At 44.6% G+C, this 26,481-nt stretch carries 19 protein-coding genes and 1 riboswitch; of the genes, 6 read left to right on the forward strand and 13 right to left on the reverse strand.

Features of this window, described 5'->3' with window-relative positions; translation table 11 throughout:
- Positions 1-19: 19 nt before the first annotated feature.
- Together FHS45_RS18180 and dacB are read right to left on the reverse strand one after the other, a co-directional pair.
- Complete coding sequence (locus FHS45_RS18180) at positions 20-1,636, reverse strand: sodium:solute symporter family protein (RefSeq protein WP_062439338.1); 1,617 nt, start codon at positions 1,634-1,636, stop codon at positions 20-22.
- 178 nt (positions 1,637-1,814) lie between these two features.
- A riboswitch (SAM riboswitch) is annotated at positions 1,815-1,931 on the reverse strand.
- Positions 1,932-2,106: 175 nt separating this feature from the next.
- Positions 2,107-3,606 carry a D-alanyl-D-alanine carboxypeptidase/D-alanyl-D-alanine endopeptidase gene (gene dacB, locus FHS45_RS18185; RefSeq protein ID WP_082411892.1) on the reverse strand — a complete coding sequence of 500 codons (1,500 nt, stop codon included), beginning with the start codon at positions 3,604-3,606 and terminating at the stop codon, positions 2,107-2,109.
- Between the two features lie 221 nt (positions 3,607-3,827).
- Between dacB and FHS45_RS18190 the strand changes: the two genes are divergently transcribed.
- The 4 genes from FHS45_RS18190 (at position 3,828) to FHS45_RS18205 (ending at position 8,344) form a co-directional block, all read left to right on the forward strand.
- Complete coding sequence (locus tag FHS45_RS18190; protein ID WP_062440598.1) at positions 3,828-4,769, forward strand: MBL fold metallo-hydrolase; 942 nt, start codon at positions 3,828-3,830, stop codon at positions 4,767-4,769.
- A gap of 258 nt (positions 4,770-5,027) precedes the next feature.
- Positions 5,028-6,161, forward strand: a complete 1,134-nt coding sequence (locus tag FHS45_RS18195) for a zinc-dependent alcohol dehydrogenase (RefSeq protein ID WP_062439342.1) — start codon at positions 5,028-5,030, stop codon at positions 6,159-6,161.
- Between the two features lie 129 nt (positions 6,162-6,290).
- Positions 6,291-8,093 (forward strand): cation:proton antiporter, encoded by a 1,803-nt coding sequence (locus FHS45_RS18200; RefSeq protein ID WP_062439345.1) that lies wholly within the window; start codon positions 6,291-6,293, stop codon positions 8,091-8,093.
- A 68-nt stretch (positions 8,094-8,161) separates the two neighbouring features.
- Positions 8,162-8,344, forward strand: coding sequence for a hypothetical protein (locus FHS45_RS18205; RefSeq protein WP_062439348.1), 183 nt, complete (start codon positions 8,162-8,164; stop codon positions 8,342-8,344).
- Positions 8,345-8,373: 29 nt separating this feature from the next.
- On the opposite strand, the gene FHS45_RS18210 is transcribed toward FHS45_RS18205, so the two are convergent.
- From FHS45_RS18210 to FHS45_RS18235, 6 genes are all read right to left on the reverse strand, one after another.
- Positions 8,374-10,164, reverse strand: a complete 1,791-nt coding sequence (locus tag FHS45_RS18210) for an L-lactate permease (RefSeq protein WP_062439352.1) — start codon at positions 10,162-10,164, stop codon at positions 8,374-8,376.
- Between the two features lie 183 nt (positions 10,165-10,347).
- Entirely contained in the window at positions 10,348-11,124 is a 777-nt protein-coding gene (locus FHS45_RS18215) for a fumarylacetoacetate hydrolase family protein (RefSeq protein WP_062439356.1), read from the reverse strand.
- Between the two features lie 27 nt (positions 11,125-11,151).
- Positions 11,152-12,564 carry an FAD-binding oxidoreductase gene (locus FHS45_RS18220; RefSeq protein WP_062440602.1) on the reverse strand — a complete coding sequence of 471 codons (1,413 nt, stop codon included), beginning with the start codon at positions 12,562-12,564 and terminating at the stop codon, positions 11,152-11,154.
- 60 nt (positions 12,565-12,624) lie between these two features.
- A complete protein-coding gene (locus FHS45_RS18225; RefSeq protein ID WP_062439360.1) occupies positions 12,625-14,001 on the reverse strand; it encodes a heterodisulfide reductase-related iron-sulfur binding cluster in 1,377 nt (458 codons plus the stop codon).
- Entirely contained in the window at positions 14,002-15,300 is a 1,299-nt protein-coding gene (locus FHS45_RS18230; protein ID WP_062439365.1) for an FAD-binding oxidoreductase, read from the reverse strand.
- Positions 15,301-15,374: 74 nt separating this feature from the next.
- Positions 15,375-17,552: a malate synthase G gene (locus tag FHS45_RS18235; protein ID WP_062439369.1), complete on the reverse strand. Its 2,178-nt coding sequence runs from the start codon at positions 17,550-17,552 to the stop codon at positions 15,375-15,377.
- A gap of 244 nt (positions 17,553-17,796) precedes the next feature.
- On the opposite strand from FHS45_RS18235, the gene FHS45_RS18240 reads away from it, so the two are divergent.
- Positions 17,797-18,708 (forward strand): LysR family transcriptional regulator, encoded by a 912-nt coding sequence (locus FHS45_RS18240; RefSeq protein WP_062439373.1) that lies wholly within the window; start codon positions 17,797-17,799, stop codon positions 18,706-18,708.
- A 143-nt stretch (positions 18,709-18,851) separates the two neighbouring features.
- Here the strand turns inward: FHS45_RS18240 and lpdA are convergent, their stop codons facing one another.
- The 5 genes from lpdA to FHS45_RS18265 all read right to left on the reverse strand — a co-directional run bounded on the left by lpdA (position 18,852) and on the right by FHS45_RS18265 (position 25,618).
- The gene (gene lpdA, locus FHS45_RS18245) at positions 18,852-20,240 is read right to left on the reverse strand and encodes a dihydrolipoyl dehydrogenase (RefSeq protein WP_062439376.1); all 1,389 of its coding nucleotides are present in this window, start codon (positions 20,238-20,240) and stop codon (positions 18,852-18,854) included.
- A 17-nt stretch (positions 20,241-20,257) separates the two neighbouring features.
- Entirely contained in the window at positions 20,258-21,526 is a 1,269-nt protein-coding gene (locus FHS45_RS18250; protein ID WP_062439379.1) for a dihydrolipoamide acetyltransferase family protein, read from the reverse strand.
- A 38-nt stretch (positions 21,527-21,564) separates the two neighbouring features.
- On the reverse strand, positions 21,565-22,599 hold the full coding sequence (locus FHS45_RS18255; RefSeq protein ID WP_062439383.1) for an alpha-ketoacid dehydrogenase subunit beta: 1,035 nt from the start codon (positions 22,597-22,599) through the stop codon (positions 21,565-21,567).
- Between the two features lie 3 nt (positions 22,600-22,602).
- Positions 22,603-23,613: a thiamine pyrophosphate-dependent dehydrogenase E1 component subunit alpha gene (locus tag FHS45_RS18260; protein WP_062439385.1), complete on the reverse strand. Its 1,011-nt coding sequence runs from the start codon at positions 23,611-23,613 to the stop codon at positions 22,603-22,605.
- Positions 23,614-23,809: 196 nt separating this feature from the next.
- Positions 23,810-25,618, reverse strand: a complete 1,809-nt coding sequence (locus FHS45_RS18265) for a sigma-54-dependent Fis family transcriptional regulator (RefSeq protein WP_062439388.1) — start codon at positions 25,616-25,618, stop codon at positions 23,810-23,812.
- A gap of 305 nt (positions 25,619-25,923) precedes the next feature.
- Between FHS45_RS18265 and FHS45_RS18270 the strand changes: the two genes are divergently transcribed.
- Positions 25,924-26,412 carry a hypothetical protein gene (locus FHS45_RS18270; RefSeq protein ID WP_062439389.1) on the forward strand — a complete coding sequence of 163 codons (489 nt, stop codon included), beginning with the start codon at positions 25,924-25,926 and terminating at the stop codon, positions 26,410-26,412.
- Positions 26,413-26,481 lie beyond the last annotated feature (69 nt).

Genomic DNA, 26,481 nt, shown 5'->3' on the forward strand with positions numbered 1-26,481 from the left:
CCGCGTTCTCTTTTCGTTATCATCCCGTTTTCCATTGTTTCGTTACGGGAACAGTCTCTTTCTTTTCTTTTATAAAATTCATACAGGTGATAAACAACCCACAAACGATCAACAGACCAACCATGCCGGCCAGCCCTCTGGCAAGCAGGAAGTCAAATGAGCTGAAGAAGACGATGGCCAGTCCGACAGCAGCGACCAGGGAATAGAACCCTGCACTGCGGAAGGACGCTTTCCAAACCCAGTTTCCGGCATTGTCGATCAGGCTGACTGTTACAATCGTGATAATATTGATGCCCATTCCTATCCATACCGGGTGTGTATTCATGAAAAAGTCATTAATCGCCCATCCACTGAGATGATACCACAGGAGACCGGATGCCGAACCAGTAAACAAGGATATTAAAGCTGCACGTTTTGTTACGACCGGCCAGAAAATCGCCGCAACAACCGGGGCAAATGTCGCAGAGTTTCTCGTTACCCATGCCACGACGTTCCACCACGCGGATTGTTCGGAACGAAGCAATGCAAATACAATCATTAACCCAGTCAACAACAGCAAGGACCATTTGGTATATTTGATCAGCTGTAATTCATTGGCCTTGGGATTCAAAGCTTTTCCTACATCACGGCCAAGGCTTGTTGCACCTGAGAATTGACAAGGTGCTCCCCAACTGAGTGCAGCTGCCCAGAAACCTAAGAAAAACAGTCCGACTAACGGTGCCGGCAGGGTTTCCATCAAGTACAGAGGAACTGCCACCAGTCCGCGTGTTTCCCCAGGTACTACTTGAGCGGCCGCCATTCCGAATAGTACAGCACCGATGATCAATGGGATGCCGAGCAGCGAAGCGTAGATTAAACCGCGGCGTCCTTGTTCCGGCGTTTTACAGGACAATGCCATCTGGAATGCTGCCTGAGCAAGAATGACATTGAAAAGGAAGGTTCCGAACCAAGCCAGGATCGTCTGCAGGCCGGCTGCGTTCCATGATGCGTACTCTGGTCTTTCCTGGAACAGCGTCTGGATGCCGTCAATCCCTGGATTGATAAAAAATGCGTAAGTCCCGATCGCCAGCATAATGAAAAACACTACGACGTTACTCAATTGTGTAAATCCGACGGACCACATACCGCCGAATTGAAGATAAACAAATAGTAACAAAGCAGTTAAAGCGACGGACAATACCAGTGAAATTCCTGTAAACACGGACAATGCGGATGCAAATGCCAGTGCAGTCGCCACCGACCACATCGGGAATGTGAAAGCCGTGATTGCTCCGGCAAGTCCACGAACCTTTTCACCGTACCTGTCACCCAGCAGTCCCGAAATCGTCACCAAAGCACGCTTACGGAATGGAGCAATTAAAACAAGGGCAATGATCAAGACATGCAGTGTTTCTGCTACGCCATACCAGATCGCAGATACCCCAGTCAGATAGCTGAGCTCCAGAATCGCTATGTATGACGATCCGGAGAACAATCCGGTAATACAAACGGTAACAAACAGAGTATTGAACCCACGCCCTCCTACGAAAAATCCGTTACCATCTTTCGCCCGCCTCATTCCGAGCTGGCTCATGAAAATCAAAAAGAACGTATAGGCTAATGCAAAACCGATGAACCAATATCCTACTGTTGTCATTCTTCTGCCTCCTTAAAAATATGTTAAACTTCTTAGCTGCCTAAAATCTGATTAGATTTATCTGTTTAATGAGTTTAAAATTAATAAAAATCCCCCTGTCATTTAGAAAACCCTTTTTAAGGAAGACCTTTCAGATAATAAAAAGAAAAGCCTCTCCCAGAGGAAGAGGCTTTTCTCTTCCTCATCTTTCAGACAACAGCGTCTGTTGGACGTAGCACCTTATTATTTTCTTCGAGAAAATAACAGGTTGCTGCAGGTTCACGGGACCAATTTCCTCCCCTGCTCGCGATAAGGATGTTTTCCGTAATTAAGTTAAATCTTACCCTACAAGATGCCAGGGAGAATGTCAATATATTTTCTGACTTTTTTATCTATTCTCACAATGAAAACCTTTACATTAGTGAAAATAATTCTAATTGCCTAATCGCCATAAAAAAGCGGACTCCACGCTGAGAGTCCGTTTTTTCCTTTTATTCTTCACTACTAAATTCGTATTCTGCCAGTGTGATAGCAATTTCATCTTCAATATCCTGAACCGATCCAAGGTAATTATTCAATACTACAGCGAAAATCAGCTCTTCCCCATCCTTGCTGGTCACATAACCGGACAGTGAAGTAACTCCGGTCAAAGATCCGGTTTTTGCTTTAACATTGTCTTCTGCCGGTGTATCATTCATCCGGTAACGGAGTGTTCCCCCGACAAATCGATCACTATTTCCGGCCACAGGAAGGGAAGCTAAATATGCAGGATACCACTCTTTTCCTCTTACTTGATATAATAGTTCAGAAATTTCATGGGCAGGTACCATGTTGACATGTGACATACCGGAACCATCCCGTAGTCGTAGCGTATCAGCTTCCACCCCTATATCCATCAGGAAATCTTCCACAACTTCCAGCCCTTTTTCCCAGCTGCCTTCACCGTGAACGACTTTCCCCATTTCTTTTATTAAAGTTTCCGCATGTCCATTGTTGCTTAGTTTCATAAAGGGAACCAAGAGCTCTTCCAATGACATGGACTGTTTGGAAGCAAGTAATTCAGCAGACTCAGGAGCTGATCCCTCCCCGGCTAATTCCCCTTTTACCTTTATGTCTTCCTTATCTAACGCACTTCCGAACAGATTCAATGCTAATCCGGAAGGTTCATCGACAGCAACCCAGGAGCGTGAACGGAACCCTTCAACAGGAATCTCACCTTCTACAATAATCTGGTTGGTGCCATGCTTACGTTCAATAGAAATATCCTTCTCTTGATCCATTGGTACTGTTTTTGCCTTGTTAATAATTTCTACATAATCGTTCTCCGGTACAACTTTGACCTCCGCAGGCTCCCCGGCTGTATCAGCTGGATGTGCTTCCACGATGACGGTGCCTGCATCGTAGTCTGCATTAGGAGCGGCTGTCAGGGCAGAAACCTGAGCGGCATAATAGTTTGTTTCATCGTTCCAGGAAATATCTTCGGACAACCGGACATCATCATACCAGCTGTCATCCGCTATCACATTCCCTTTCACTTCCTTGATACCGTTTTCCTTTAAGGCGTTTACCAAATCTTCAAAATCCTCTTCCATCAATGTAGGGTCGCCTTTCCCTTTCAAATATAGATCGCCATGCAATTTATTTCCTTTTATTTCTCCCTCCGCAAGAACTTCAGTCGGGAAAGTGTATTCAGGGCCAAGAACCTCTAATGCAGCAGCCGCGGTCAACAGCTTCATATTTGAAGCCGGCTTCAGCCGCTTACCAGCGTCATGTTCGTAAATCACCTCTCCTGTTTCGGCAGAGCGGATACTGACGCCTGCCAGTGCCCCTTCTAATTTTTCATCTGCCATAATCATATTCAGCTGATCGGTTAAGGCCTCATTTTCAGAAGAGGCGGTAACTTGCTCCTTATCATAAGTTTGATAAGGAGCAAACAGTAATAAAGAACATAGCAACATAACAACCATTTGTTTCGCTTTTGCAGGCAGCATCTTATGTATCTTCCTCCTTGAATAAAGTAATACTTCCACCGTAGCAAAGAGTACTGAAAATTTTAACAATTATTAAAAAAACAGCTAATTGGTCTGGTGTATTTATGACTTTTGACTGGTTAGATTTTTTCCCATTGAAAAGACTGTCAGAAAGAAGGATTTTTTGTTTAAAAAGTGAATGTAGTAAAGAAGTGACAGAAATTCTTTATGAGGTGAGCCAAATGAAAACAAAAGCTCCAATCGAATTAGGAAACCGCATCCAGTTGATTGATGGTTATGATTTGGGGATGCCCGGCAGAACAGGCACCTATGTACTTAATGAAGATCAAATGACCCTGATTGAAACAGGACCCAGTCCTTCCATCGCCTATGTACTGGAGGGCTTGAAAGAGTTGGATATCAACCCTGAAGCTATCCGTTATATCATTGTGACCCATATTCACCTGGACCATGCAGGCGGTGCAGGACTTTTATTGAAAGAATGTCCTAATGCCGAAGTAGTCGTCCATCCTCGTGGAAAGCGCCATCTCGCTGATCCATCCCGATTGATTGCCGGCGCCCGTGCCGTCTATGGGGACACGTTCGATGAATTGTTTGATCCCATTGTTCCGATTCCAGAAGATCGCCTGCTTGTAAAAGGGGATGGAGAAACCCTGAATATCAGTCCGGACTGTACCTTGACCTTCTATGATTCACCTGGTCACGCCAAACACCATTTCAGCATCCATGACTCCAAAAGCAACGGCATTTTCACTGGAGATACAGTTGGCGTAAGGTATCACCAAACCCAGGATAAGGGATTGACCTTCTACTTGCCTTCTACGTCTCCGAATCAGTTCGACCCCGATGCTATGCGTGCTTCCATCGACAGATTCCGTAAGATGGATGTCGACCGGATCTACTTCGGCCATTTCGGTGAGTCTGCTGAACCAGAAGAAGTATTCCAGCAGGTAGAAGCATGGCTCCCACAGTTTGTAACAGCAGGCGAAGAGGCCTTAGCTAATAACGAAGGCCAAGCCGGTGTCAAAAAACGGCTTCATGCAATGGTTTCGGATTACTTACAAACGTATCACATACCGGAAAGCCATCCTGTCTACCAGGTGCTGCAGGTGGATTTCGAAGTATGTGCCATGGGGATCGTTGATTACCTGAATAAACATTAGAAAACTTGGTTTATCGCCAATTCCTTATGGCGAAAGCCTAAGTTTTTCTTATACTTTAATCCTTTAACAAAATTTAACTTTCTTAAAGTAAGATAAATAATAAGATATTCACGCTAGAGCGGCCAGATATTAACTCTGGCCGTTCTTTTATTATGAAGGAAGTTGCCCTTCTCTAAACCCTATCATCCTAAAGTCGCAGAGTTTAGAATTTCTATAAAATGGTTATAGCCCATTACAACACGGAAAGGATGTGAAGGAATGAAAGCAGTAACTTTTCAAGGAAAAGAAAACATGCAAGTGAAAGATATTGAAGCTCCATCCATCCAACAGCCGGATGATATGATCGTAAAAATTACAGCCAGTGGCATATGCGGCTCTGACCTTCATTTATATAAAGGCGGAATCGAGCCGGAACAGGATTACATTGTGGGTCATGAACCTATGGGTATTGTAGAAGAAGTTGGACCTGAGGTGAAGAACCTGAAAAAAGGTGACCGCGTTGTCATCCCATTCAACATCGGGTGCGGCGAATGCTTTTTCTGTAAGAACCAGATGGAAAGCCAATGCGACAATTCCAACCCACACGGTGAAATAGGCGGCTTATTCGGGTTTACAGAAATGTTCGGTAACTTCCCCGGAGGCCAGGCAGAGTACTTAAGAGTGCCTTATGCTGATTTTACTTCGTTCAAGGTTCCAGAAAACAGCAACCTGGATGACGAAAGCGTATTGTTTTTATCTGATGTCATCCCTACCGCTTACTGGAGTGTGGAACATAGCGGTGTGAAAGAAGGTGACACTGTCGTCATATTAGGAAGTGGACCAATTGGTTTGATGGCTCAGAAATTCGCCCGTCTCAAAGGGGCTGAGCGAGTCATTACGGTCGATCAGGTCGACCACCGTCTGGAGCATGCAAAGAAAACCAATCAGGTAGAAACGTTCGATTTCAAAGAAAATCCGGATATCGGATCACTATTGCATGAAGAAACAAAAGGCGGAGCGGATGTTGTCATCGATTGTGTAGGAATGGATGGGACCGTGCCTCCAAATGAAGATTTCGGTTCCGAACATGACAACCAATTTGGAACAATCAGTCCGATCGTAACAGCTTCTCAGGCTGTCCGTAAGTTTGGTACTGTCCAATTGACTGGTGTCTATGGCACGGAAGCGAACGGATTCCCGATCGGTGACTTCTTCAGCCGTAATGTTTCCCTGAAAATGGGACAGGCTCCCGTTATCCACTTAATGCCGAAACTATACGATATGGTCGAAAACAACGAATTCGATCCGACTGATATCATCACTCATCGCATGCCGATTGACGAGGCAGCCAAAGCTTATGATATTTTTGATAAAAAAGAAGACGGAAACATCAAAGTAGTACTGAAGCCATAAACGAATATCTTGAATCAAGCGGCCATGGGAATATGGCCGGTTTTTAATTAAAAATTACCATAGTCGCGCATGTACTGGGCCTGGATAGTAAAAGATAAATCTACCAGTGCTTTTGAAGGAGACGTGGCTATGCTTGATTCAAATTTATTTCTATTTATGATGATTGGTTTACTCGGTATCGGTTCTCAATGGGTCGCATGGCGGTTCCAATGGCCTTCCATCGTCGTCATGTCGGTCGTCGGATTGTTAGCCGGACCTATCTTTGGCTTTATGAACCCGGAGGAAACCTTTGCAGGTGTGTATGACCCAATCATTTCAATCGCAGTTGCTATTATTTTATTCGAGGGGAGCTTAAAGCTCTCATTCCGGGAGATCAAAGGGCTTGAACGTTCCGTAGTAAGAATCGTTACGCTGGGAGCTTTCCTGGGGTGGATTCTTGGTTCCTTCACGGCTCATTATGTAGCCGGATTATCTTGGGCTGTTTCTTTTGTAATCGGCGGTCTGTTAATTGTGACAGGGCCGACCGTCGTACTGCCGATGCTGAGGCAGGCGAAACTAAAACCCCGGCCGGCTTCGATACTGAAATGGGAAGGAATTATTGTTGATCCCCTCGGTGCACTTCTTGCTGTATTCTCTTATGAGATTATTCGTTTTCTCGTATTAGAAAAAGTGTCGGTTACCGAACTGTTATTGTTTTTCCTTGTGTCAGGATTCGCTGTTCTTCTAGGATGGCTGTTAGGCTGGTGTATTGCCTGGATGTTCAAACATGGCTACATCCCTGAATTTCTGAAGTCGCCAATTGTATTCGTTGTGGTCATTCTCTGTTTCACCATCCCAAATGAAATCATGCATGAAACAGGCCTGCTTTCCGTAACGGCCATGGGGGTGACGATGGCCAATATGAACATTTCTTCAATTAATGACATGCGCCATTTCAAGGAAAACATATCCGTCTTATTAATCTCAGCGATATTCATCATGCTGACTGCTTCCCTGTCACTAGACACCTTGCTTTCCATGATGGAAATGGAAATCCTTTGGTATGTCATCCTGATGCTGTTCATTGTCCGCCCGCTTTCCATCTTATTATCGACGATTCGGACAGAACTTTCTCTCAAAGAAAGAATATTAGTCGGATGGATTGCTCCTCGTGGAATCGTTGCATTGACGGTTTCTGGTTATTTTGCCAGTGTGCTTGTCGCTGAAGGGTTCGAGGATGCCTCCATATTAGTGCCACTTACCTTTGGATTGGTCTTTTCCACTGTTGTAGTCCATGGTTTTTCTATCACCTGGCTGGCACAGAAGCTGGGCATTGCCGCTAATGCCACCCCTGGGGTATTAATTGTCGGCAGCAACCATTTTACAATAAAACTGGCATCTGCCTTTCGTGATCTTGAAGTTCCAGTATTGTTAACAGAAGCTTCGTGGGAGCGTGTCCAATTGGCGAAGCAAAACGATTTTAAAAAGGTTTATTATGGGGAAATTCTCTCAGAAAAAACCGAATACCGTTTAGACCTTACCCCATATGATAAGCTGGTAGCGGCAACAGAGCTTGATTCTTATAACGCGCTCGTAAGCACAAACTTCATGGCAGAATTCGGTCGCAGCAATGTCTACCAATTAAGCCTGAAATCAGACGAAGAAGGTCACCTCAATGACCTGGCTCATACAACCCATGGAAATATTTTATTCGAAGAAGGCATGAGCTGGGAGGCATTGACGAAGCGAATAGAACACGGCTTTGTTTTCCAGGCCGAAGAGCTTTCGGAATCCTTCACACTGAAAGACTACGAGGCTCAACTTCCAGATGATTCTGTCATGATAGCCATATTAAAAAATGAAGGAAGCGTTCAATTCTTTACCTCGGAAAATAAACTGGAAGGCCAGCCCGGTGATAAGGTGTTGAGTTTAGTAACACGGCAAGAAACTTAATCTTTTTTCAAATATTCACAGGCATTACCTGGTCTGGTAGCCTTATAGCAGGCATGGGGGTAGAAGTTATGTTGAAAAAGATATTTGGATATTTGGCTGCCGCAATTGCTGTTTTACTTATTGTCGCCGCTCTAATTCTCGCCTACTTAATTTTCGCTGACTTCCAATATAATGAGAATGAAGATGATTTTAACGAAAATGGGAATACGGAAAGCCAATACCAATTCGAAATTCAAAGAATAAGCTTGTAGACAATCGGCGTCTACAAGCTTATTTTTGTTTATTTAGCTGATTTCCAAGATTTTTGACTTTGAATGGAAAGGGTTGCCATTCTATTGCGGTTCGTGGCGATGATATAGACGGCAATCGTGCTGATAATAGCTACGATAATCGAACCGATATTGAAGATTCCTTTTTCCGCGGTCCAAACAATCTTGTAGCCAAGACCGCCGGCAAATGTAGCATAATACAAGAACGGGAATATTGTTTTTCGTATGATATCTCCTTCTTTCCCTACTAAACCAACGACGGCACATGCTGCTACGACGTTATGAACACAAATCATATTGCCAGCAGCTCCTCCGACTGCCTGGAGTGCCACAATCCAAGGTGCATCGACACCAATCTGGGAACCAACGTTAAATTGGAACAAGGAAAACATCATGTTGCTGACAGTGTTACTCCCGGCAATAAAGGCACCCAATCCGCCAACAAATGTAGCAAACAGCGGCCATAAATCTCCTGTCAACGTTGCGACTCCTGTAGCGAGTTCCATTGGCATGCTTTCATAACCGGCCGTGCCACCACCTGAGTTCAAGAATACCTGAACCATTGGCACGGTAAAAACAAGGGCGGCTGAAGCTGGAATCATCGTCTTGCCTGAATGTTTCCATGCACTTTTATAGGAGGTGCTGTTCATTTGATGGATAAAATACGTAATGATCGAGACAAGTACAAAGATGGTGCCTGGCAAATAGAGCGGCTGAAAACTGGCTGTAATTTCTGTTCCGAATATGTTCGGCATTGTTACATTCCACGCCTGGAGCCAATCCACAAAAGGAAGCGCTTTCAATCTTGTTATTACAAGAAACAGCCCAATCAACAAGTATGGCGTCCAGGCACGAACCATCGACATGCTGCCACTTTTATGAGCGATATCTTTGATTTCAATACTTCCAGTCCATGATGGGTCCCAACGTTCCTTTTCCTCAAAGTCCCAATGCTCTTCTTTCGGGGGCATTAAGAAACCTTTTTTAGCTGCTGATACGACAATAGCCAGCCCTACCAGTCCCCCAATCATGGATGGAAATTCCGGGCCAAGGAGATTCGCTACAATTACGTACGGTATTGTCATGGCAAAAGCAGCGAACAAGGCGAACTTCCAAATTGCAAGCCCTTCGCTGAACGATTTGTTTTTCCCAAAAAATCTTGTCATCAAGGCCACAACGAATAAAGGGATCAAGGTACCTGTAATGGCGTGAATGATGGCTACCCTGCCCCCAACCATGGTAACTAACGTCAGGAAGTTATCCGTTATCGTCGCATCCGCTGCCAGACCTGACTGGACCCCGACCAGAATCGGTGTACCGACTGCCCCGAACGAAACTGGCGTACTTTGGATAACCATCCCTGCAACGACAGCGGCCATGGCCGGAAAACCGAGACCGACAAGTAAAGGGACCGCTACAGCTGCCGGTGTTCCGAAGCCAGCTGATCCTTCAATAAAAGAACCGAACAACCAGGCAATGATGATGACCTGTACACGTCTATCCGGTGAAATGTCGATAAATCCCTGACGGATGGTTTTGATTCCTCCGCTCTCCTGTAACGTATTTAATAAAAGAATTGCACCAAATATGATATAAAGGAGTGTTCCAGCGACAACCAGGCCATTGACAGAAGCTGCAGCAACCGTTGCTCCAGGAACTTGCCAGACAAACAATGCCAACAGAACTGCGACTATGTAGGAAATCGGCATGGCTTTGCTCGCCGGCCACCGGAGTCCTACAAGGAAGATACCAACTGCAATAATCGGTAACAACGACAAAAGTGCTAAGGTTCCAGTATTCATTACTCACCCTCCGTTATTTTATTATCACTCGTTTTTTAAAAAAGACTAACTTCTCTTACACCAGTGCCCTCCCTTCTTTAAGATATGTACGTGGGACGAAAAGAACATATAAACTAAAAGCCAGGGGCTTCGCTACTCGTATTAAACCAACTTCACAGCTAAACCCCTGACAAATTCATCCATTCAGTTTCCGACCGATATAGAACTCTTTACCATTTTATTGCTTAACATGCCGATTTCATCTATTTTGCAAACTATAACATCATCAGATTTGATGAGGTAAGCTCCTAAAGGGCTGCCAGTCAAGATGCAGTCACCTGGCTTCAAGGTCATTACTTTCGATAGATAAGAAACCATTTCAGCCAAAGGAACAATCATAAGGCTTGTGGGACTGTTTTGCTTTTCCTCTCCGTTGACCTCTGCTTTCACATACACCTCATATGGGTCAAGCTCTGTTTCGATATAAGGACCTAGCGGCGTGAACGTATCGAATGATTTACCCAATGTCCAATGCCCGGCCTCATGGAAAAATTGCGGAGCCGTAACATCATTGCCAATCGTGTAGCCGAATACATAGTCCAACACTTCTTCTTTCGGTACATTTTTCATTTCCTTTCCGATGATAACAGCCAATTCTGATTCGAACTTCACTTCTTCAATTCCCTCTGGAATCTGGATATTTTCATCTGGTCCGATAACAGATGAAGAAGGCTTGAAAAAGAAAACAGGTAAGTCAGGTATCTGCTCCGGCAGTTCTTCCTCGCTACTGACATAGTTGGCCCCAATTCCGAGAATTTTTTCTGGTATTACTGGTGCCAATAATTGAACTTCTTCTTCTGCCAAGACTTCTCCCGTGTATTCCCATTCTGTATACATATCACCGCTAATTACCTGGATAGCTCCATCAGCAGCCACTCCAGTGAGCGTTTTCCCCATGTGTATGAGTCGTGCGAATTTCATTGTCCTTCCTCCTGTCTATTCCCTGTGTTATTTTACTGCTACCGTGTCTTTTACGATCGTTTTGATATCCATACAACGACTTGGTGTCGGGAACAGCTTCCCTTTATTGAGCAAGTCATCAGGATTGAATACGTCTCTGATTTTCGTTTGGGCATCCAGTTCTTCATCCGTAAAAATAAAACGCATTTCTTCTTTTTTCTCAATACCTACCCCATGTTCACCGGTTATCGACCCACCAACATCGGCACATGCTTTCAAACAGGCAGTACCTGCTTCCAATGCTTTTTCGGTTTCACCAGGGATACGGGAATCAAACAGTATCAGCGGGTGAAGGTTGCCATCACCAGCATGAAAAATATTCGCAATCCGAAGACCGGATTCTTCGCTGATTTCTGTGATGCGCTGCAACACTTCAGGCAGTCTGCTCCGTGGAATAACTCCATCCTGAACGAGATAATCCGGTGAAATCGCCCCCATCGCTCCAAATCCCGTCTTCCGGTTTGCCCACCATTTTCCTCTTTCTTCTTCACTCTCCGCTACTTTTACTTCACGAACGTTCCTCGATTTACATACCTTAAGGATCTGTTCGATTTGTTCGTCGATTCCTGCCTCTATACCATCTACTTCAATCAAAAGCAGGGCTTCAATATCTTTCGGGTGACCGACAGGAAAGGTACCGGCTTCTACTCCCTCGATAGCGGTTTTATCCATCATTTCCAGCGCTGCCGGCACAATGCCCGCTGATATGATGCCGGAAACAGCCCGGCTTCCATCCTCCACATTATCGAAATAGGCAAGCACCGTCTGTTTACCTTCCGGGTTCTTCAAAATTCTCACCGTGATTTTCGTAACGATACCGAGCGTCCCTTCCGATCCCGTCAACAGCCCCATCAAGTCGTATCCAGGGCTGTCCGGGATGCCATCTTCACTGATTTCGATGATTTCTCCATTTGGAAGGACGACTTCCAGACCTAAAATATGATTGGTTGTCACCCCGTACTTCAGACAATGGGCACCACCAGCATTCTCCGCGACATTCCCTCCGATGGTACAAACATACTGGCTGGATGGATCGGGGGCATAATAATAGCCTTTACTTGAAATTGAATTCGTTAATTTTAAATTGACGAAACCAGGCTGTACGACCGCCTGACGATTTTCAAAGTCGACATGGAGGAGGTGCTTCATTTTCCCAAGGCTGATAATCACTTCTCCATTTAGCGGAATCGCTCCACCACTCAGTCCTGTGCCAGCTCCACGAGCCAAAAACGGAAGGTCATGTGCCGCGCAATATTTTACAAGTGCAGCTACTTCCTCCGTGTTTTTCGGGAAAACTACTGCTTTTGGCATCGCCTTGTGTACGGTGAACCCATCACAGTCATAAGAAAGCAGGTCCTCCTTTTCAAAAAGGATCTCGCTTTGCCCTACAATAGCGGCCATTTGTTCGATGTGCTCATCTCTACGTGTTTTCTTCTTCCTTCTAGATTTGAACAAACTCACTCACCCCTTGCCCGTTGTGGATTTCATGGCCTCTTTATCTTTTTGATAAGCCCAATCAAGCAGCTGCACCGTATGGACAATCTCACTTCTCCGCCCGTGTTTTTGTACCCCCATTGCCATTTGCAGCATGCAGCCTGGGTTCCCCATTGAAATCATCTCTACTTCTTCTGGGACATGTTCCATTTTTCTATCTAACACAGCACCAGCCATTTCGGGATTGGTAATGTTATAGATTCCGGCACTGCCGCAGCATGTATCGGAATTGGCCATTTCGGTATATTCTACGCCTGGGATATCATTCAGCAGTTGGCGTGGTTCATGTCTGACCCCTTGCCCATGAGCTAAGTGACAGGCATCATGATAGGTGATTTTTTTATTTATCTCACTTTTTGGTTTCTCATAACCTGTATCATAAAGGTATTTGGAAATGTCCTGGACTTTCTCTGAAAAAACTTCCGCTTTTTCTTTCCATACCGGGTCGTCCTTAAATAATTCCGGATATTCTTTTAGTGCACATCCACAGCCTGCGGCGTTGACGACTACTTTTTCAGCATCCTCGAATGCTTCAATATTCTGCTTTGCGAGTTTCCTCCCCATATCCCGGTCTCCAGCATGGACATGCAGCGCCCCGCAGCAGGTCTGCTTCTTGGGAATCTCGACATCATTGCCATTATGGGTCAACACATTGATGGTAGATTCATTGATATCACTGAACATGACATCCATGATACACCCGGTCAGCATGGCAACTCTTGCTTTTGTCTGTCCTTCAGCAGGAATAAACTTATAATCTTTGAATTTCTTTTGTACGGGCTGCTTTATCTCAGGCATGATTGCCTCCATATCAGCCAAATGGGAAGGCATAATCTTAAGTGCCCCCGTTTTACGCACGGCCGACTGCAGGCCGCTCTTTTGATAGAGTTTAAGAAAGCTGCCGACCGTCTGCATCCGGTTCGGATGAGGAAAAAGCCCTTTCAGGAAAAATCCGCTGACCGCACCTTTCCATCCCTTCAGCGGCAGCGCCTGACGCACCTGGCCGCGCGCTTCTTCTATCAGCCCTCCCACATCGACATCTGCTGGACATGCAGTCGTACAGGCACGGCAGTCCAGACACTGGAAGACAGGATCAGCAAATTGTTCAGTGACACTGATCTGCCCTTCCGCAACCGACTTGATCAGGTGTACGCGTCCCCGTGGGGAATGTTGCTCTTTCCCGGTTTCTAAATATGTAGGGCATGACTCCAGACACATGCCGCAGTGGACACAATCGGCCCATTTGTTTTCATCAGGATGGTCCTTCAGTAAATAATTACTCGGACTGGCTTCCGCACATGGCGGAGCTGCTTCTTCCAGCTGTGCCGCTAAACTCTTAGCCATTTATATCCCTCCTAAGAAGCGCTGGTAATTCAACGTATTGTTTGGATCGTTTGTCTTTTTGATACCTTCAAGTAAGAAAAAGTAGGCCGGTTTCTTTCCCCATACATCGATTTCCTTCCGAAGCTTAACAGGCAAATGCTTCACAACAGCATAACCTTTTTTACTTTCTGCTTCCGCTCGGAAGTGTTGAATAGTTTGCTGCACTGGATATTCTTCCCCTGTAATAATGACGGTAGTGATCCCGTGCCCTAACCCGCCATGTATCTCTATATCCAACTGACCGATATCCGACATGGTTTCCTCCACTGCCATCATGGCCAGGACATCCATATTCTTCGTGCCTATTTTCAACACAGCTTTTGTACTGCCTGATTCTTGATCGGTCAGGCTGTTCGGAGCCAGGTTGGCAAAATCCTTCCAGAATTCCTTTGCCTTATCCCGGCCGAAAATTGCTACACTCAATCCAGCTGGGACATGATCTTCCATCCACTGTTCCTGGTACCGGACTGAGTTTTCCACATCTTCAAAAGAAACCAGTAACGTATATACTTCCCGGTTAAATAGCTTTTCGGAAAGAGCCGGGTTAAGCACTTCAAGCGAAGCAGGTTCGATCATCGAATCCTGGATTTTAACGATGAATTCTTTTAGAGCCTGCAGCTGCTCCTTAGGTACAAACAGCTTCACCAGGCTTTCTGCTTTTGGGACAGGGCGCAGCTTCATGGTGATTTCCGTAATCACTCCAAGTGTGCCCATAGCACCAATAAATAGCTTATTCATATCATAGCCGGCAACATTTTTTACGACCTTCCCACCCGTGCGTATGATCGTGCCATCAGGATAAGCCACCCTTAAACCGATGACCTGATCTCTTGCTGAACCATACTTCATTCGTTTGGGACCGCTTTCATTTGCGGCGATGATACCTCCAATTGTTGCTTGTTCCGGCCATGCTGGATCTAAAGAAACCATCTGGCCAAAATCACTAAGAAACTGCTGGAGTTCTTTAATGGTTGTACCCGGACGAACGGTAACTGTCATATCACCAGCTGTATGCTCGACGATTCCTTTATATTGAGACAGCGAAAGCAGGATATCGTAATCATTTTTCAAACCGCCATATCCCCGCTTCGTACCTCCGGAAACTATAGCCACCTTCTTACCTTCCTCATTCGCTCTGCGAAGAACGTTCGCGATTTCTTCTTCGCTTGTTGGCTCTGCTAATTCAGCACCGCTGTTTCCGAACTTCTCATCTTTCAGTACAGGTGAAGCTGTCGATTGGGGAATATCCCTAATTTCCATCCCATCCCCCTCCTTTAATAAATTTTTATAAAAGGAGCCACTAACGGATCGTTAATGGCTCTTGTTCAGTTCGTTTACTTTTTTGCCGGCTCCTTGGCTTTTGCTTCGATACGACGACTGTGAAGAATCGGCTCTGTATAGCCGCTCGGCTGTTCACATCCCTTAAATACCAGATCACAAGCAGCCTGGAAAGCGACAGACTCTTCATAACCAGCCGACATTGGACGATAATCTGTATCTCCTGCATTCTGTTCATCGACGATCTTAGCCATTCGCTTCAACGTTTCCATCACTTTCTCTTCTGTGCAGATGCCGTGATGCAGCCAGTTTGCTATATGCTGACTGGAAATTCTCAAGGTCGCCCGGTCCTCCATCAAATCGATATTGTTGATATCCGGCACCTTAGAACATCCCACGCCATGTTCAACCCAGCGGACGACGTATCCGAGGATTCCCTGCGCGTTATTATCCAATTCCTCCTGGATTTCTTCCTGGCTCCAGTTCGGATTTTCAGCAACTGGAATTTGCAGGATATCATCTTCATAATTACCAGGAGTTTTAGCAAGTTCGTTCTGCACTTCCGAGACATCGACTTTATGATAATGAAGAGCATGCAAAGTTGCTGCTGTCGGTGAAGGTACCCAGGCTGTACTGGCCCCTGCTTTAAGCTGGCCATCTTTTTGTTCCAGCATGGCAGCCATCAGATCTGGCATTGCCCACATCCCTTTTCCAATCTGTGCTGTCCCGCGGAAGCCTGTGTCAAGACCGACACTGACATTGGACTTCTCATATCCGTTAAGCCAGACAGACCCTTTCATCTCCCCTTTTCGAATCATTGGTCCTGCTTCCATAGATGTATGGATCTCGTCGCCAGTACGGTCTAAAAACCCAGTATTAATAAAGGCGATTCTGTCTTTAACTTTGTTGATACAGTTTTTCAAGTTTAATGTCGTGCGACGTTCCTCATCCATAACGCCTATCTTTAATGTATTTCGTTCATAGCCGAGCAGCTCTTCCGTTCGACTGAATAGTTCTTCGGCAAATGCCACTTCCTCAGATCCATGCATCTTCGGTTTAACGATATAAACAGATCCTTTACGTGAATTTTGGTAAGTTCCATTACCGAGCACATCATGTTTGGCGATAAGTCCCGTAATCACAGTATCCAGGATGCCTTCCGGTACTTCTTCTCCATTTTGATCCAATACGGCATTATTGGTCATTAGGTGCCCGACGTTCCGCGCAAACATCAAGGAACGGCCGGACAGTGTCAATCCCCCGCCATCCGGTGTCGTATAGGAGCGGTCCGGGTTCAGCTTACGGGTAATCTCTCTTTTGCCTTTTTGGAAAGAGACACTTAAATCTCCTTTCAAGAGTCCAAGGTAATTTCGATAGACAAGCACTTTATCCTCGGCATCAACCGCTGTTACAGAATCTTCAAAGTCCATGATTGTGGTCATGGCGGATTCCACCAGCACATCTTTCACACCAGCTTTGTCAGACCTTCCGATTGGATGTTTACGGTCTACCTGGACTTCAAGGTGGATGCCATTATTCTTCAACAGCACTGCCTCTGGCTCTTCCACCATTCCAACATATCCGGCGAACTGGGATGGTTCTTCCAGCCCTGCATTACTGCCATCTTCCAATTCAACAGTAAGCTTGCCGTCATTTACTTTGTACACGGTTACCTGTTTATGAGAAGTCCCTTTCAATGGGAAGGTTTCATCTAAAAATTCTTTGGAATAGGCAATGACCTTGTCCCCACGGACCGGATTGTAGTCTCCTTTGATTTCTGCTCCCTCATCTTCACTGATCGCGTCAGTGCCGTATAAAGCATCATACAGGCTTCCCCAGCGAGCATTGGCAGCATTGATCGCATAACGCGCATTATTTACAGGTACGACCAGCTGTGGTCCAGCCTGGACTGTAATTTCATCGTCAACATTTTGTGTCGTGACTTCAAAGTCCTCGACCTCCGGCTCCAAGTAGTCCATTTCTTTTAAAAAGGCTTTGTAATGGCCTGCATCAAAGGATTTATTTTCTTTATGCCAGCTGTCAATTTTCTTTTGAATTTCTTCCCGTTTATTCAGTAATGATTTATTCTCAGGCGCTAAATTATAAATGATAGCTTCTAATCCGCTCCAAAAGTTATCACTTGTGATCCCGCTTTCAGGGATTGCTTCTTCGTTAATAAAATCATAAAGTTCAGGAGCTACTTGAAGATTACCGATTTGAACGTATTCTTTCACTGTAAATTCCTCCTTAAAATGAATGGTTGGAACAGATAGCAGGATATACACCCAAAACCTAGGAACAACGATTTAAAATTCCGAATTTTCTATCCATTCGTTACCTTTTATCTTATAATAAAAGCGCACATATCAAAAATACATATTTGGAATTTACATTATGCCTTTTAGTTATAGTACAATAAAAAATAATAAATCACTGTTTTATTACAGGGTATAAAAATATATAACTGGAGTGATCAATGTGGATATTCGTCATCTGGAATACTTTTCCGAGGTAGCCAAACAATTAAGCTTCACGAAAGCAGCTTCCACCTTGCATGTTTCGCAGCCGTCTCTCAGTAAAGCCATCAAACAGCTGGAAGAGGAATTGGGCGTGCCTCTTTTCTACCGGGCGAAACAATTGGTATTGACTGACGCAGGGAAAGCTGTTCTGGTTAACGCAAAAAATGTGCTGGATGCTTTCCACAATCTTAACTCGGAACTAAATGACGTTATCGATTTGAAAAAAGGTGAGGTAAAAATCGGAATCCCTCCGATCATCGGTGCCGCCTTCTTTTCCAGCGTAATTACGTGCTATAAAGAAAAATACCCCCAGGTAGAAATCCTGTTGAACGAGGTCGGATCAAAAATGATTAAACAAGGAGTGGAAGATGGCTCATTAGACATCGGTTTAGTCTGCAATTTACCTAGTAAAAATGAAGATTTGTTTGACGTGATTGAGGTTATCAACGATCCATTGACACTAGTCGTCCACAAAGATCACCCATTAGCATCGGAGACACGCATAGATCTGGCTTCCTTAGAAAACGAACCCTTCATTATGTACCGTCAGGACTTCACGCTGCACGATCGGATTTTAGATGAATGTGCGAAGAAAGGTTTTACCCCAAATGTCGTCTGCCATAGTTCCCAGCGTGACTTTATGATTGAGATGGTAGAAGCAAAATTGGGAGTAGCTTTGCTGCCTGGAAAAATAGCTGCAGAAATAATGGATCGCTCCCTGGTTTCCGTCCCCCTGATCGATTCGAACGCCAGCCTCGAACTCGGGATGATTTGGAAGAAAAATAAATACCTGCCATTTGCAGTAAGAGAATTTATAGAAACCGCTGATCAATTATTAGTAAAAAAAGAACTGGTTTCTGCTGTAAATTAAAATTTTATTCTGCGGAAAGCGGGCCAGAGTTACCGGATATGGCTCCTTCCCTATCAATGAGGAAGGTTACGAGGGGGCAATCACAAAGATTTAAACCTAACAAGGCGCTGCAAACGCTGCGCCTTGTTAGGTTTCTACTTATCTCATAAACTATGGACAGGAAAACCTATCGCTTTGTCAGCCGCTTCCATGATACTTTCTCCCAGAGTCGGATGGGCATGGACAACAAGGGAAACATCTTCTGCAGTAAGACCGGACTGAATAGCAACAGCAAGCTCATTTATTAACTCCGGCGCCCCTTCTCCTGCTACTTCTGCCGACAGGATTGTCTGGTCAAGTGAGTCAACTAACAGCTTCACAAAACCTTTACCGCTATTCATGGTTAACGACCTGCCATTATGGCTGAAAGGGAAATGGTGTACATTTACTGTGACTCCGGATGTAGTTAATTCCTCTTTCGAAGGGCCGACGACAGCAAGTGGCGGATCCGAAAACACCACCGCTGGAATGACATAATCGGATAAATCCACCATGTCTCCAATGATAGTTTCTGCAGCAATCTTCCCTTGCAGAGAAGCACGGTGAGCAAGAGCCTGACCTGAGGTCACATCTCCAATAGCAAAAATATGATGCTGATTGGTACGACAGGTGGAGTCTATTGGTATGAAACCTTTCTCTGTCACTATAATTCCCGCTTTTTCTAATCCTAAGGCTTCTGTATTCGGTTTTCTTCCAACCGTGACCAGTGCATAATCCGCTGAAATTTCTTTGGATTTATCGCCGACATTAAAGTTGACCACAACGCCATCATTTGAGTTTTCCACTGTAGATACTTTTGCCTCGGTGTGAATGGCGACATTTTCTCTTCCATTCAGCTCCTCCTGAACGAGTGTGCTCATTTCTGGTGAAAATCCTGAAAGTATTGAGGGTAATCCCTCAAGGATCGTCACCTTTGTTCCGAAGTTTGCAAACATGGTTCCCAGTTCAATTCCGATGTACCCTCCTCCAATGACAGCGAGGGAGGAGGGCTTTTCATTTAATGATAAAACTCCTTCAGAAGAAAGAATACGCTCTCCAAAAGGAAATCCAGGTACATTTACAGGTTTGGAACCTGTAGCTATGATACACGAATCAAAAGTCACCACCATTTCTTCAGGGCCTGAAATGGCTACAGAGTGTGGGTCAAGGAAAGCCGCCTCTCCTTGTATTACATTTACATTTCGATGGTGAAGCAATCCGGCAACCCCGTCGGTCAGCTGCCTGACAATATTATTTTTCCAGGTTTGTAATTCGGCGAAGTTCACTTTCGCTTCTGGATAATGCACACCTGCAGCTGCAGCTTTGTGCGATATTGCTGCATAGTGGCTTGCCTGGATCAATGCTTTAGAGGGAATACATCCCACATTCAAGCAGGTGCCTCCCAGCTTCTCTTTTTCCACTAGTGTGACCTTCATTCCAAGCTGTGCTGCCCGTAACGCTGCCACGTATCCGCCTGGCCCGGCTCCAATAATGAGAACATCCGTATTAAGCATGTTGATTTCTCCCTTTCTCACAATAGCATTTGATATGGATGCTCAAGATAATAGACGATTTCATTTAAAAAAGAACTGGCAGGATCTCCATCAAGAGCTCGATGATCAAATGTCAAGCTAAGTGGTAAAAGGGTCCGTTCTGCTAATTCCCCGCCCTGGAATACGACCGACTTCTGATAGGTTCCTACTCCTAAAATCCCGGCTTCCGGCGGATTCAAGATCGGAGTGAAGTATTCAATTCCGGAAGCCCCTAAATTGGTTATTGTAAATGTGGATCCCTTCATTTCATCGCTTGAAAGCCTGTTTTCTCTTGCTTTTTTACTAAGCGAGTAAATATTCTCTGCCAATTCCAGGATGGTTTTATTTTCAGCCTGGAAAACGACCGGAACAACCAGGCCATCATCCAAAGATGTTGCCATCCCCAGATTAATCGTTTCGTACGTATGGATTTCATCATTGATATAAGCACTGTTAGCTGATTTATGTTTACCTAAGGCCATTACTGCTGCCCTGGCAATAAACGCTGTTAATGTTAGAGAAATGTCGGCATCTGTTTTTTGAAATTCCTGTTTCGCTTGTTTTTGAATTTCCTGTAACTCGGTGATATCTGCCTTTTTCATCAGAGTCAGCTGGGCGCTCTCCTTCAGGCTTTGATGCATGCGATCTGCAATTACTTTCCTCATTCCTTTAGCTGGAGCTACTTTGGAATTTGCATGGTCCTGTGAAGGTTGTTCATGTGAAGAATCCGGTGCAGCTGCCAGACTTTCCTTTTCTGCCTCATCAGCTGAATTTTGGTCTAAATAATTCTGTACGTCCTGCTTGGTAATCCGTCCTTGTGGGCCTGTCCCGACTAATTCTTCCATTGGAATTCCATTGGATTTCGCCATTTTTTTAGCAGCTGGTGATATTTTAATTCTCTTACCCGTATCTGGTGCCCGTTTTTCCTCTGTCATGACAGCAGTGGCTGCTACCTCACTTGCAGCTGATGTTTCTTTAGAAGATGTTGAAGGCTTGTCTTCCTCATTAGAAGAAGTGTCGATATTTTCACCTGCTTCTCCAATATAGGCTAATGTATTGCCCACTTTTAACGTTTCATCTTCTTTCGCCATAATTTTCAAGATTACTCCATTCGCCGGAGCCTCTAATTCATTGGTTATTTTCTCTGAGCTGATGGTAACCAGGGGTTCCCCTTTCTTCACTGGTTCGTTTTCCTTTTTCAACCATTCAGCAATGGTGCCCTCCTGCATGCTCATTCCGAATTTCGGCATCACCACTTTCTCCGCCATGGCATTCCCACTCCTTCTTTCATCAGATTAAAAACTAGTTAGATAGTTACGACTGATTCATCATCTATCAATTCAGAAACTACGGCTAATATTTTTTCAGGTGTTGGCAAATACAAGTCTTCTAAAGCTGGCGAGAACGGTACCGGGCTGTGCGGTGCAGTAACCATCTTGATCGGTGCATCGAGGTAATCAAACCCTTTATCTGCTACCAGTGCTGAAATATCGGTTGCTGCATTGCAGCGTGGGTTGGCTTCATCGACGATGACCAGCCGGCTTGTCTTCTGAACGGATTTCAATATTGTATTCTCATCCAATGGAGATAGACTTCTAGGATCAACAACTTCGGCTTCGATTCCTTTTTGGGCAAGCTGTTCAGCCGCAGCAAGCGCTGTGTTCACTTGCTTTCCGATTGCCACAATCGTTAAGTCATCTCCCGCCCGCTTGATGTCCGCCTTTCCGATCGGGATAGTATAATGTCCTTCTGGTACTTCTCCTTTTACATTGTAAAGTGTTTTATCTTCAAAAAAGACCACCATATCGTCATCCTCAATAGCAGAAATCAGCAGTCCTTTTGCATCAGCCGGGGTGGAAGGCACTACAACCTTGACACCTGGAATGGCGGTAAACATGCCATAAAGGGTCTGGGAGTGCTGGGCTGCTGCACGGAATCCTGCCCCGTGCATTGTCCGGATTACTAGTGGAATTTTTGCATGGCCGCCAAACATGTATCTTAATTTCGCACCCTGGTTCATCACTTCATCCAGACAGCTGCCGATGAAATCATTAAACATTAATTCAGCAATTGGTCGCATACCAGTGGCAGCAGCACTTACAGCTGCTCCAACATAGCCTGCTTCAGCAATTGGCGTATCAAGAATCCGATCCCGTCCAAATTCCTGGACTAAGCCTTTAGTGACCCCCATTACTCCGCCCCAGGCATCTTCATCTCCGAGATGATCGAGGTCCGCTCCACCGGCTACATCTTCTCCCAGCAAAATAACATTTTCATCATTTCTCATCGTTTCCTTTATCGCTTCATTAATCGCATCAGCAAATGAAATTTGTCTAGCCATGGTTTATTCCTCCCCGCCTGGTTTATAGTTCACGTACACATCCGTGGTCAGCTGATCGGCTTCCGGCATTGGACTTTTTTCCGCAAACTCCACTGCATCTGCGACGGCCTCCCGGACATTTTCATCAATGGAGTGGAGATCATCCTCTGATGCATGATTATTCGATAATAGATATTCCCGAAAACGAATAATTGCATCTAATTCATTAAGGTGCTGCTCTCGTTCCTCTGAGGTTTTATAGGTCTGCGCATCGCCTTCAAAATGTCCATAGTTTCGATAGGTGACACACTCGATCAGACTAGGCCCTTCTCCATTACGTGCGCGTTCTACTGCTCGCTGTGCCGCTTCATATACGGCCATCGTATCTTTTCCGTCCACCGTTTCTCCCGGAATATTATATCCGGCTGCCCGATCAGCAATTGATTTACAGCTGGAGGCATATTCAAAAGGTGTCGATTCTCCATATCCATTGTTTTCCGCTACAAAAATGACAGGAAGGTTCCAGATTGCTGCCTGGTTGATTCCTTCATGGAAAGTTCCGTGGTTGTTGGCACCATCACCAAAGAAGCAAACCGCAACCCCACCGGTTTTTCTCAACTTTGCTGATAACCCTGCGCCAGTCGCCAGCGGGAAACCACCGCCTACAATTCCATTTGCTCCAAGCATTCCTTTACTGACATCGGCAATGTGCATGGAGCCGCCCTTTCCTTTACATAAGCCCGTGGCTTTTCCATAGATTTCTGCCATCATGCCTTTCAAGTCGCACCCTTTAGCAATACAATGTCCATGTCCACGGTGTGTACTCGTAATGTAGTCCTTGTCATCTAAATGGGAACAAACGCCGACCGCAACCGCCTCTTCCCCAGCATATAGATGCACGAATCCGGGTATGGTTCCTGTACTGAATGTTTCATGGACCTGATCTTCAAACCGACGAATCTCTACCATCTTCTGATACATCCATTTGGCTTTTTCAGCTGTCAGTGCTTCTTGCTGGACTTCCGACACTCTCATACACGTCGCCCTCCTTGATTTTTGTAACGCTCTAACGGAATTTGCCTATGGAGCGTTCTACTTTTAACTGTTGCAAGTTTCATGCCAAAAAAGAAAACGCTTACATAATAAGCGTTTTTAAACATTTACCTATTAAATTTCGACGGGAAAACGGGACAAAGTGGGAAACTGTCTCATTCTGTCTCAAAATGTTCCATTACCCCAATTCGTATTTCTTCAATTTCCGATAAAAAGTGCTGCGGGGAATACCAAGCTGCCGGGCAGCGGCCGAAGCTTTTCCTCCATGCTGTTTCAATGCTTTTTCAATATACTCTTTTTCCATCTGCTCACGTGTGGATAAATCACCAGAAAAACTTACATCTCTTTCATGTGGAGTTATTTGCCGAATATAGGCTTCAACGTCTGAAGGTTCTGGTGATTGCTCACCATATTCTGTATAAATCCCTTCCAATACATTAAAAAGCTCCCGGATATTCCCTGGCCAATGGTAGCTTTGCAAAGCACGAATAGCTTCTATTCTCCAGGTGAATTGCCAATTTCTTTTCTGAAAATAATAATCTACTAACTCTGGAATGTCCGACAGCCTGTTTTTAAGCGGCGGCATATGAAGAGGATAGACATAGATTCGATAATAAAGATCTTCCCTGAATTGCCCCTTCTTAACTAGACCTCCAAGTGACTTATTGGTTGCTGTAATGAGACGAAATGAGACAGGTATTGGCTTTTTCCCGCCAATAGGCACTACCTTTTTTTCTTGCAGCGTTCGAAGCAGAGCTACCTGAGTCTTTACCGAGATGTCACCAATTTCATCTAAAAATAAGGTTCCGCCATTGGCCTGGACTATTTTTCCCTCATAACCATTCCTTTGAGCGCCTGTGAATGCTCCTCCTGTATAACCAAACAATTCGCTTTCCAACAGGTTTTCTGGTATGGCCCCACAATTGACTGCCACAAACGGCCTATCTGGTTTACTGCAAACATGAAGTGATTTAGCCATTACTTCTTTTCCTGTCCCTGTATCCCCAGTAATATGGATAGTGACATCTTTTTCAGCAGCCTTTTTCGCACGCTCCAATACCTTTTGAAAAGTACTGCTCTTCCCGGCTACACCCTGAAATTGGAACGAAGAGTTCCAGCCTTGGAATGCAGGTGATTTTTTTTGATTTGTTAAAGTGATTTGATGCCCGATGATTTCACTTGAATCTTTTCCATATACAGGAGACTTATTGTGGTTTGTCGGTAATTCAGAAATGGCAGCAGGAATATTTGTAATAGCAGAGGAGGCGTAAACCAGCTGGTGGTTACGATTATAAAGTATGAAGGAACGGTCACTGCCTCTTTCTTCTTTCAACCCTAAATTGATTAACTCAAGCTCTTCCTCCTTCATCCTATGCTGCCACATGCTTTCAATCGCATATGCAGCAGCAACAACTGTGGCAAGCACATGTTGATAGTAATCGGGGATAAAAGGACTTGAGATGTCCAATGCACCAATCACATCGCCATTTTCATCTTTAATCGGCGCAGCGGAACATCCCCATGTTTGCGATGCTACTGAAAAATGTTCCATACCATTGATGGCGATTGGTTCTCCAATTGCCAACGCTGTTCCTATTGCATTCGTTCCTACTTGTTCTTCCGTCCATTTCACACCCTCTGTAAAATTTATCTGACTTGCCGTGGCTTTCACTAGTTCCTCGCCTGCCATCCTCAATACATAGCCCTCACGATCGACAAGGAGCAAAATCACATTAGAATCATGGTACATAGTTGCAAGCTTTTTAATAAACGGTTCTGCCAATTCTATTAACCAGCTATTTTCTCTTCTCCGCTTCTGTAACGCATCATATGACAACATTTGGGTGCCTTTCCCATTGTAAGGATCGACCCCAAGTCGTCTGCAATGGTTCCATGATGCTCGAATCCGCTCGTTAATACGTGAATTATCCAATACGCCTTCCTGAACAAAACGTCTCCAATCTCCTTTTGTGATTTGTTCCACCACGGGATACTTCACCTCTTTGAATGGTATTAAAACTAGTCAACAAGAGAGCATTCTACTTCTAATATTCGATTAAAATTCCTCTGTTTCCTCCTTGTAACTGCTTATATTCTGAAAATTCCTACAAAATTCTCAAACTATTAAAATACTGTGCATAAAGGGTTTAGCAACTTGAAGGTGAGTTTATTTCCCGATTTTTGTAAAAAAAGATCGATAAATGTAAAACGAATATAAAAGGGATTTTTTGTCGGTTTGTCGAAATTAAGCAGTATGCATAAAAACTTAAGACATTATGAAAGGGTGTAAGTATGTTGAAGAATAGTCTTTTCAAATGGCTGCCCTATAAAGACCAGGATACAAGTGAAAAAAGATTAGTAGAAGTGATGAAACGTCTAAAGATCGGTGACTACCATTTTAATTGGGATCGCAGCAGTTGTTATATAGAATTCGATTATAAAGATCATTCTTACCGTCTGGAACATTCTGTCGAGAAGGCAAAACGGAAAGGGATTTTGCTGAAGAATGGCCTCGATTGCTTAGCAGCATTAACCCAGACACTAGAGGACCTTTGCGTCATTATCGACCGGGGCACTTACCAATTCGAAACATGGATAGCAGGGATGCAGGACCATTCAAAAGAGGAAGCTCCAAGGGTTGATAAAACGCATCAAAATGAAACATATGCAGAGTCCCCCGGCAAGGAGGAGTTTAACAAGGAATTCATTCCTTTTCGCAATGACTCAACCATCAGAGATTTTGAACGAAAGCAGGTTGTCCAGGGAGGAAAGCGTAAATAATAAGGGAAAGTTATGTAATTTTAATATCAAATCGATTACATTAACTATACCCACGTGCTGCTTTCTTAA

It is taken from the genome of Thalassobacillus devorans, from assembly GCF_011761345.1.
In the GTDB taxonomy this organism is placed as follows: domain Bacteria; phylum Bacillota; class Bacilli; order Bacillales; family Halobacillaceae; genus Thalassobacillus; species Thalassobacillus devorans.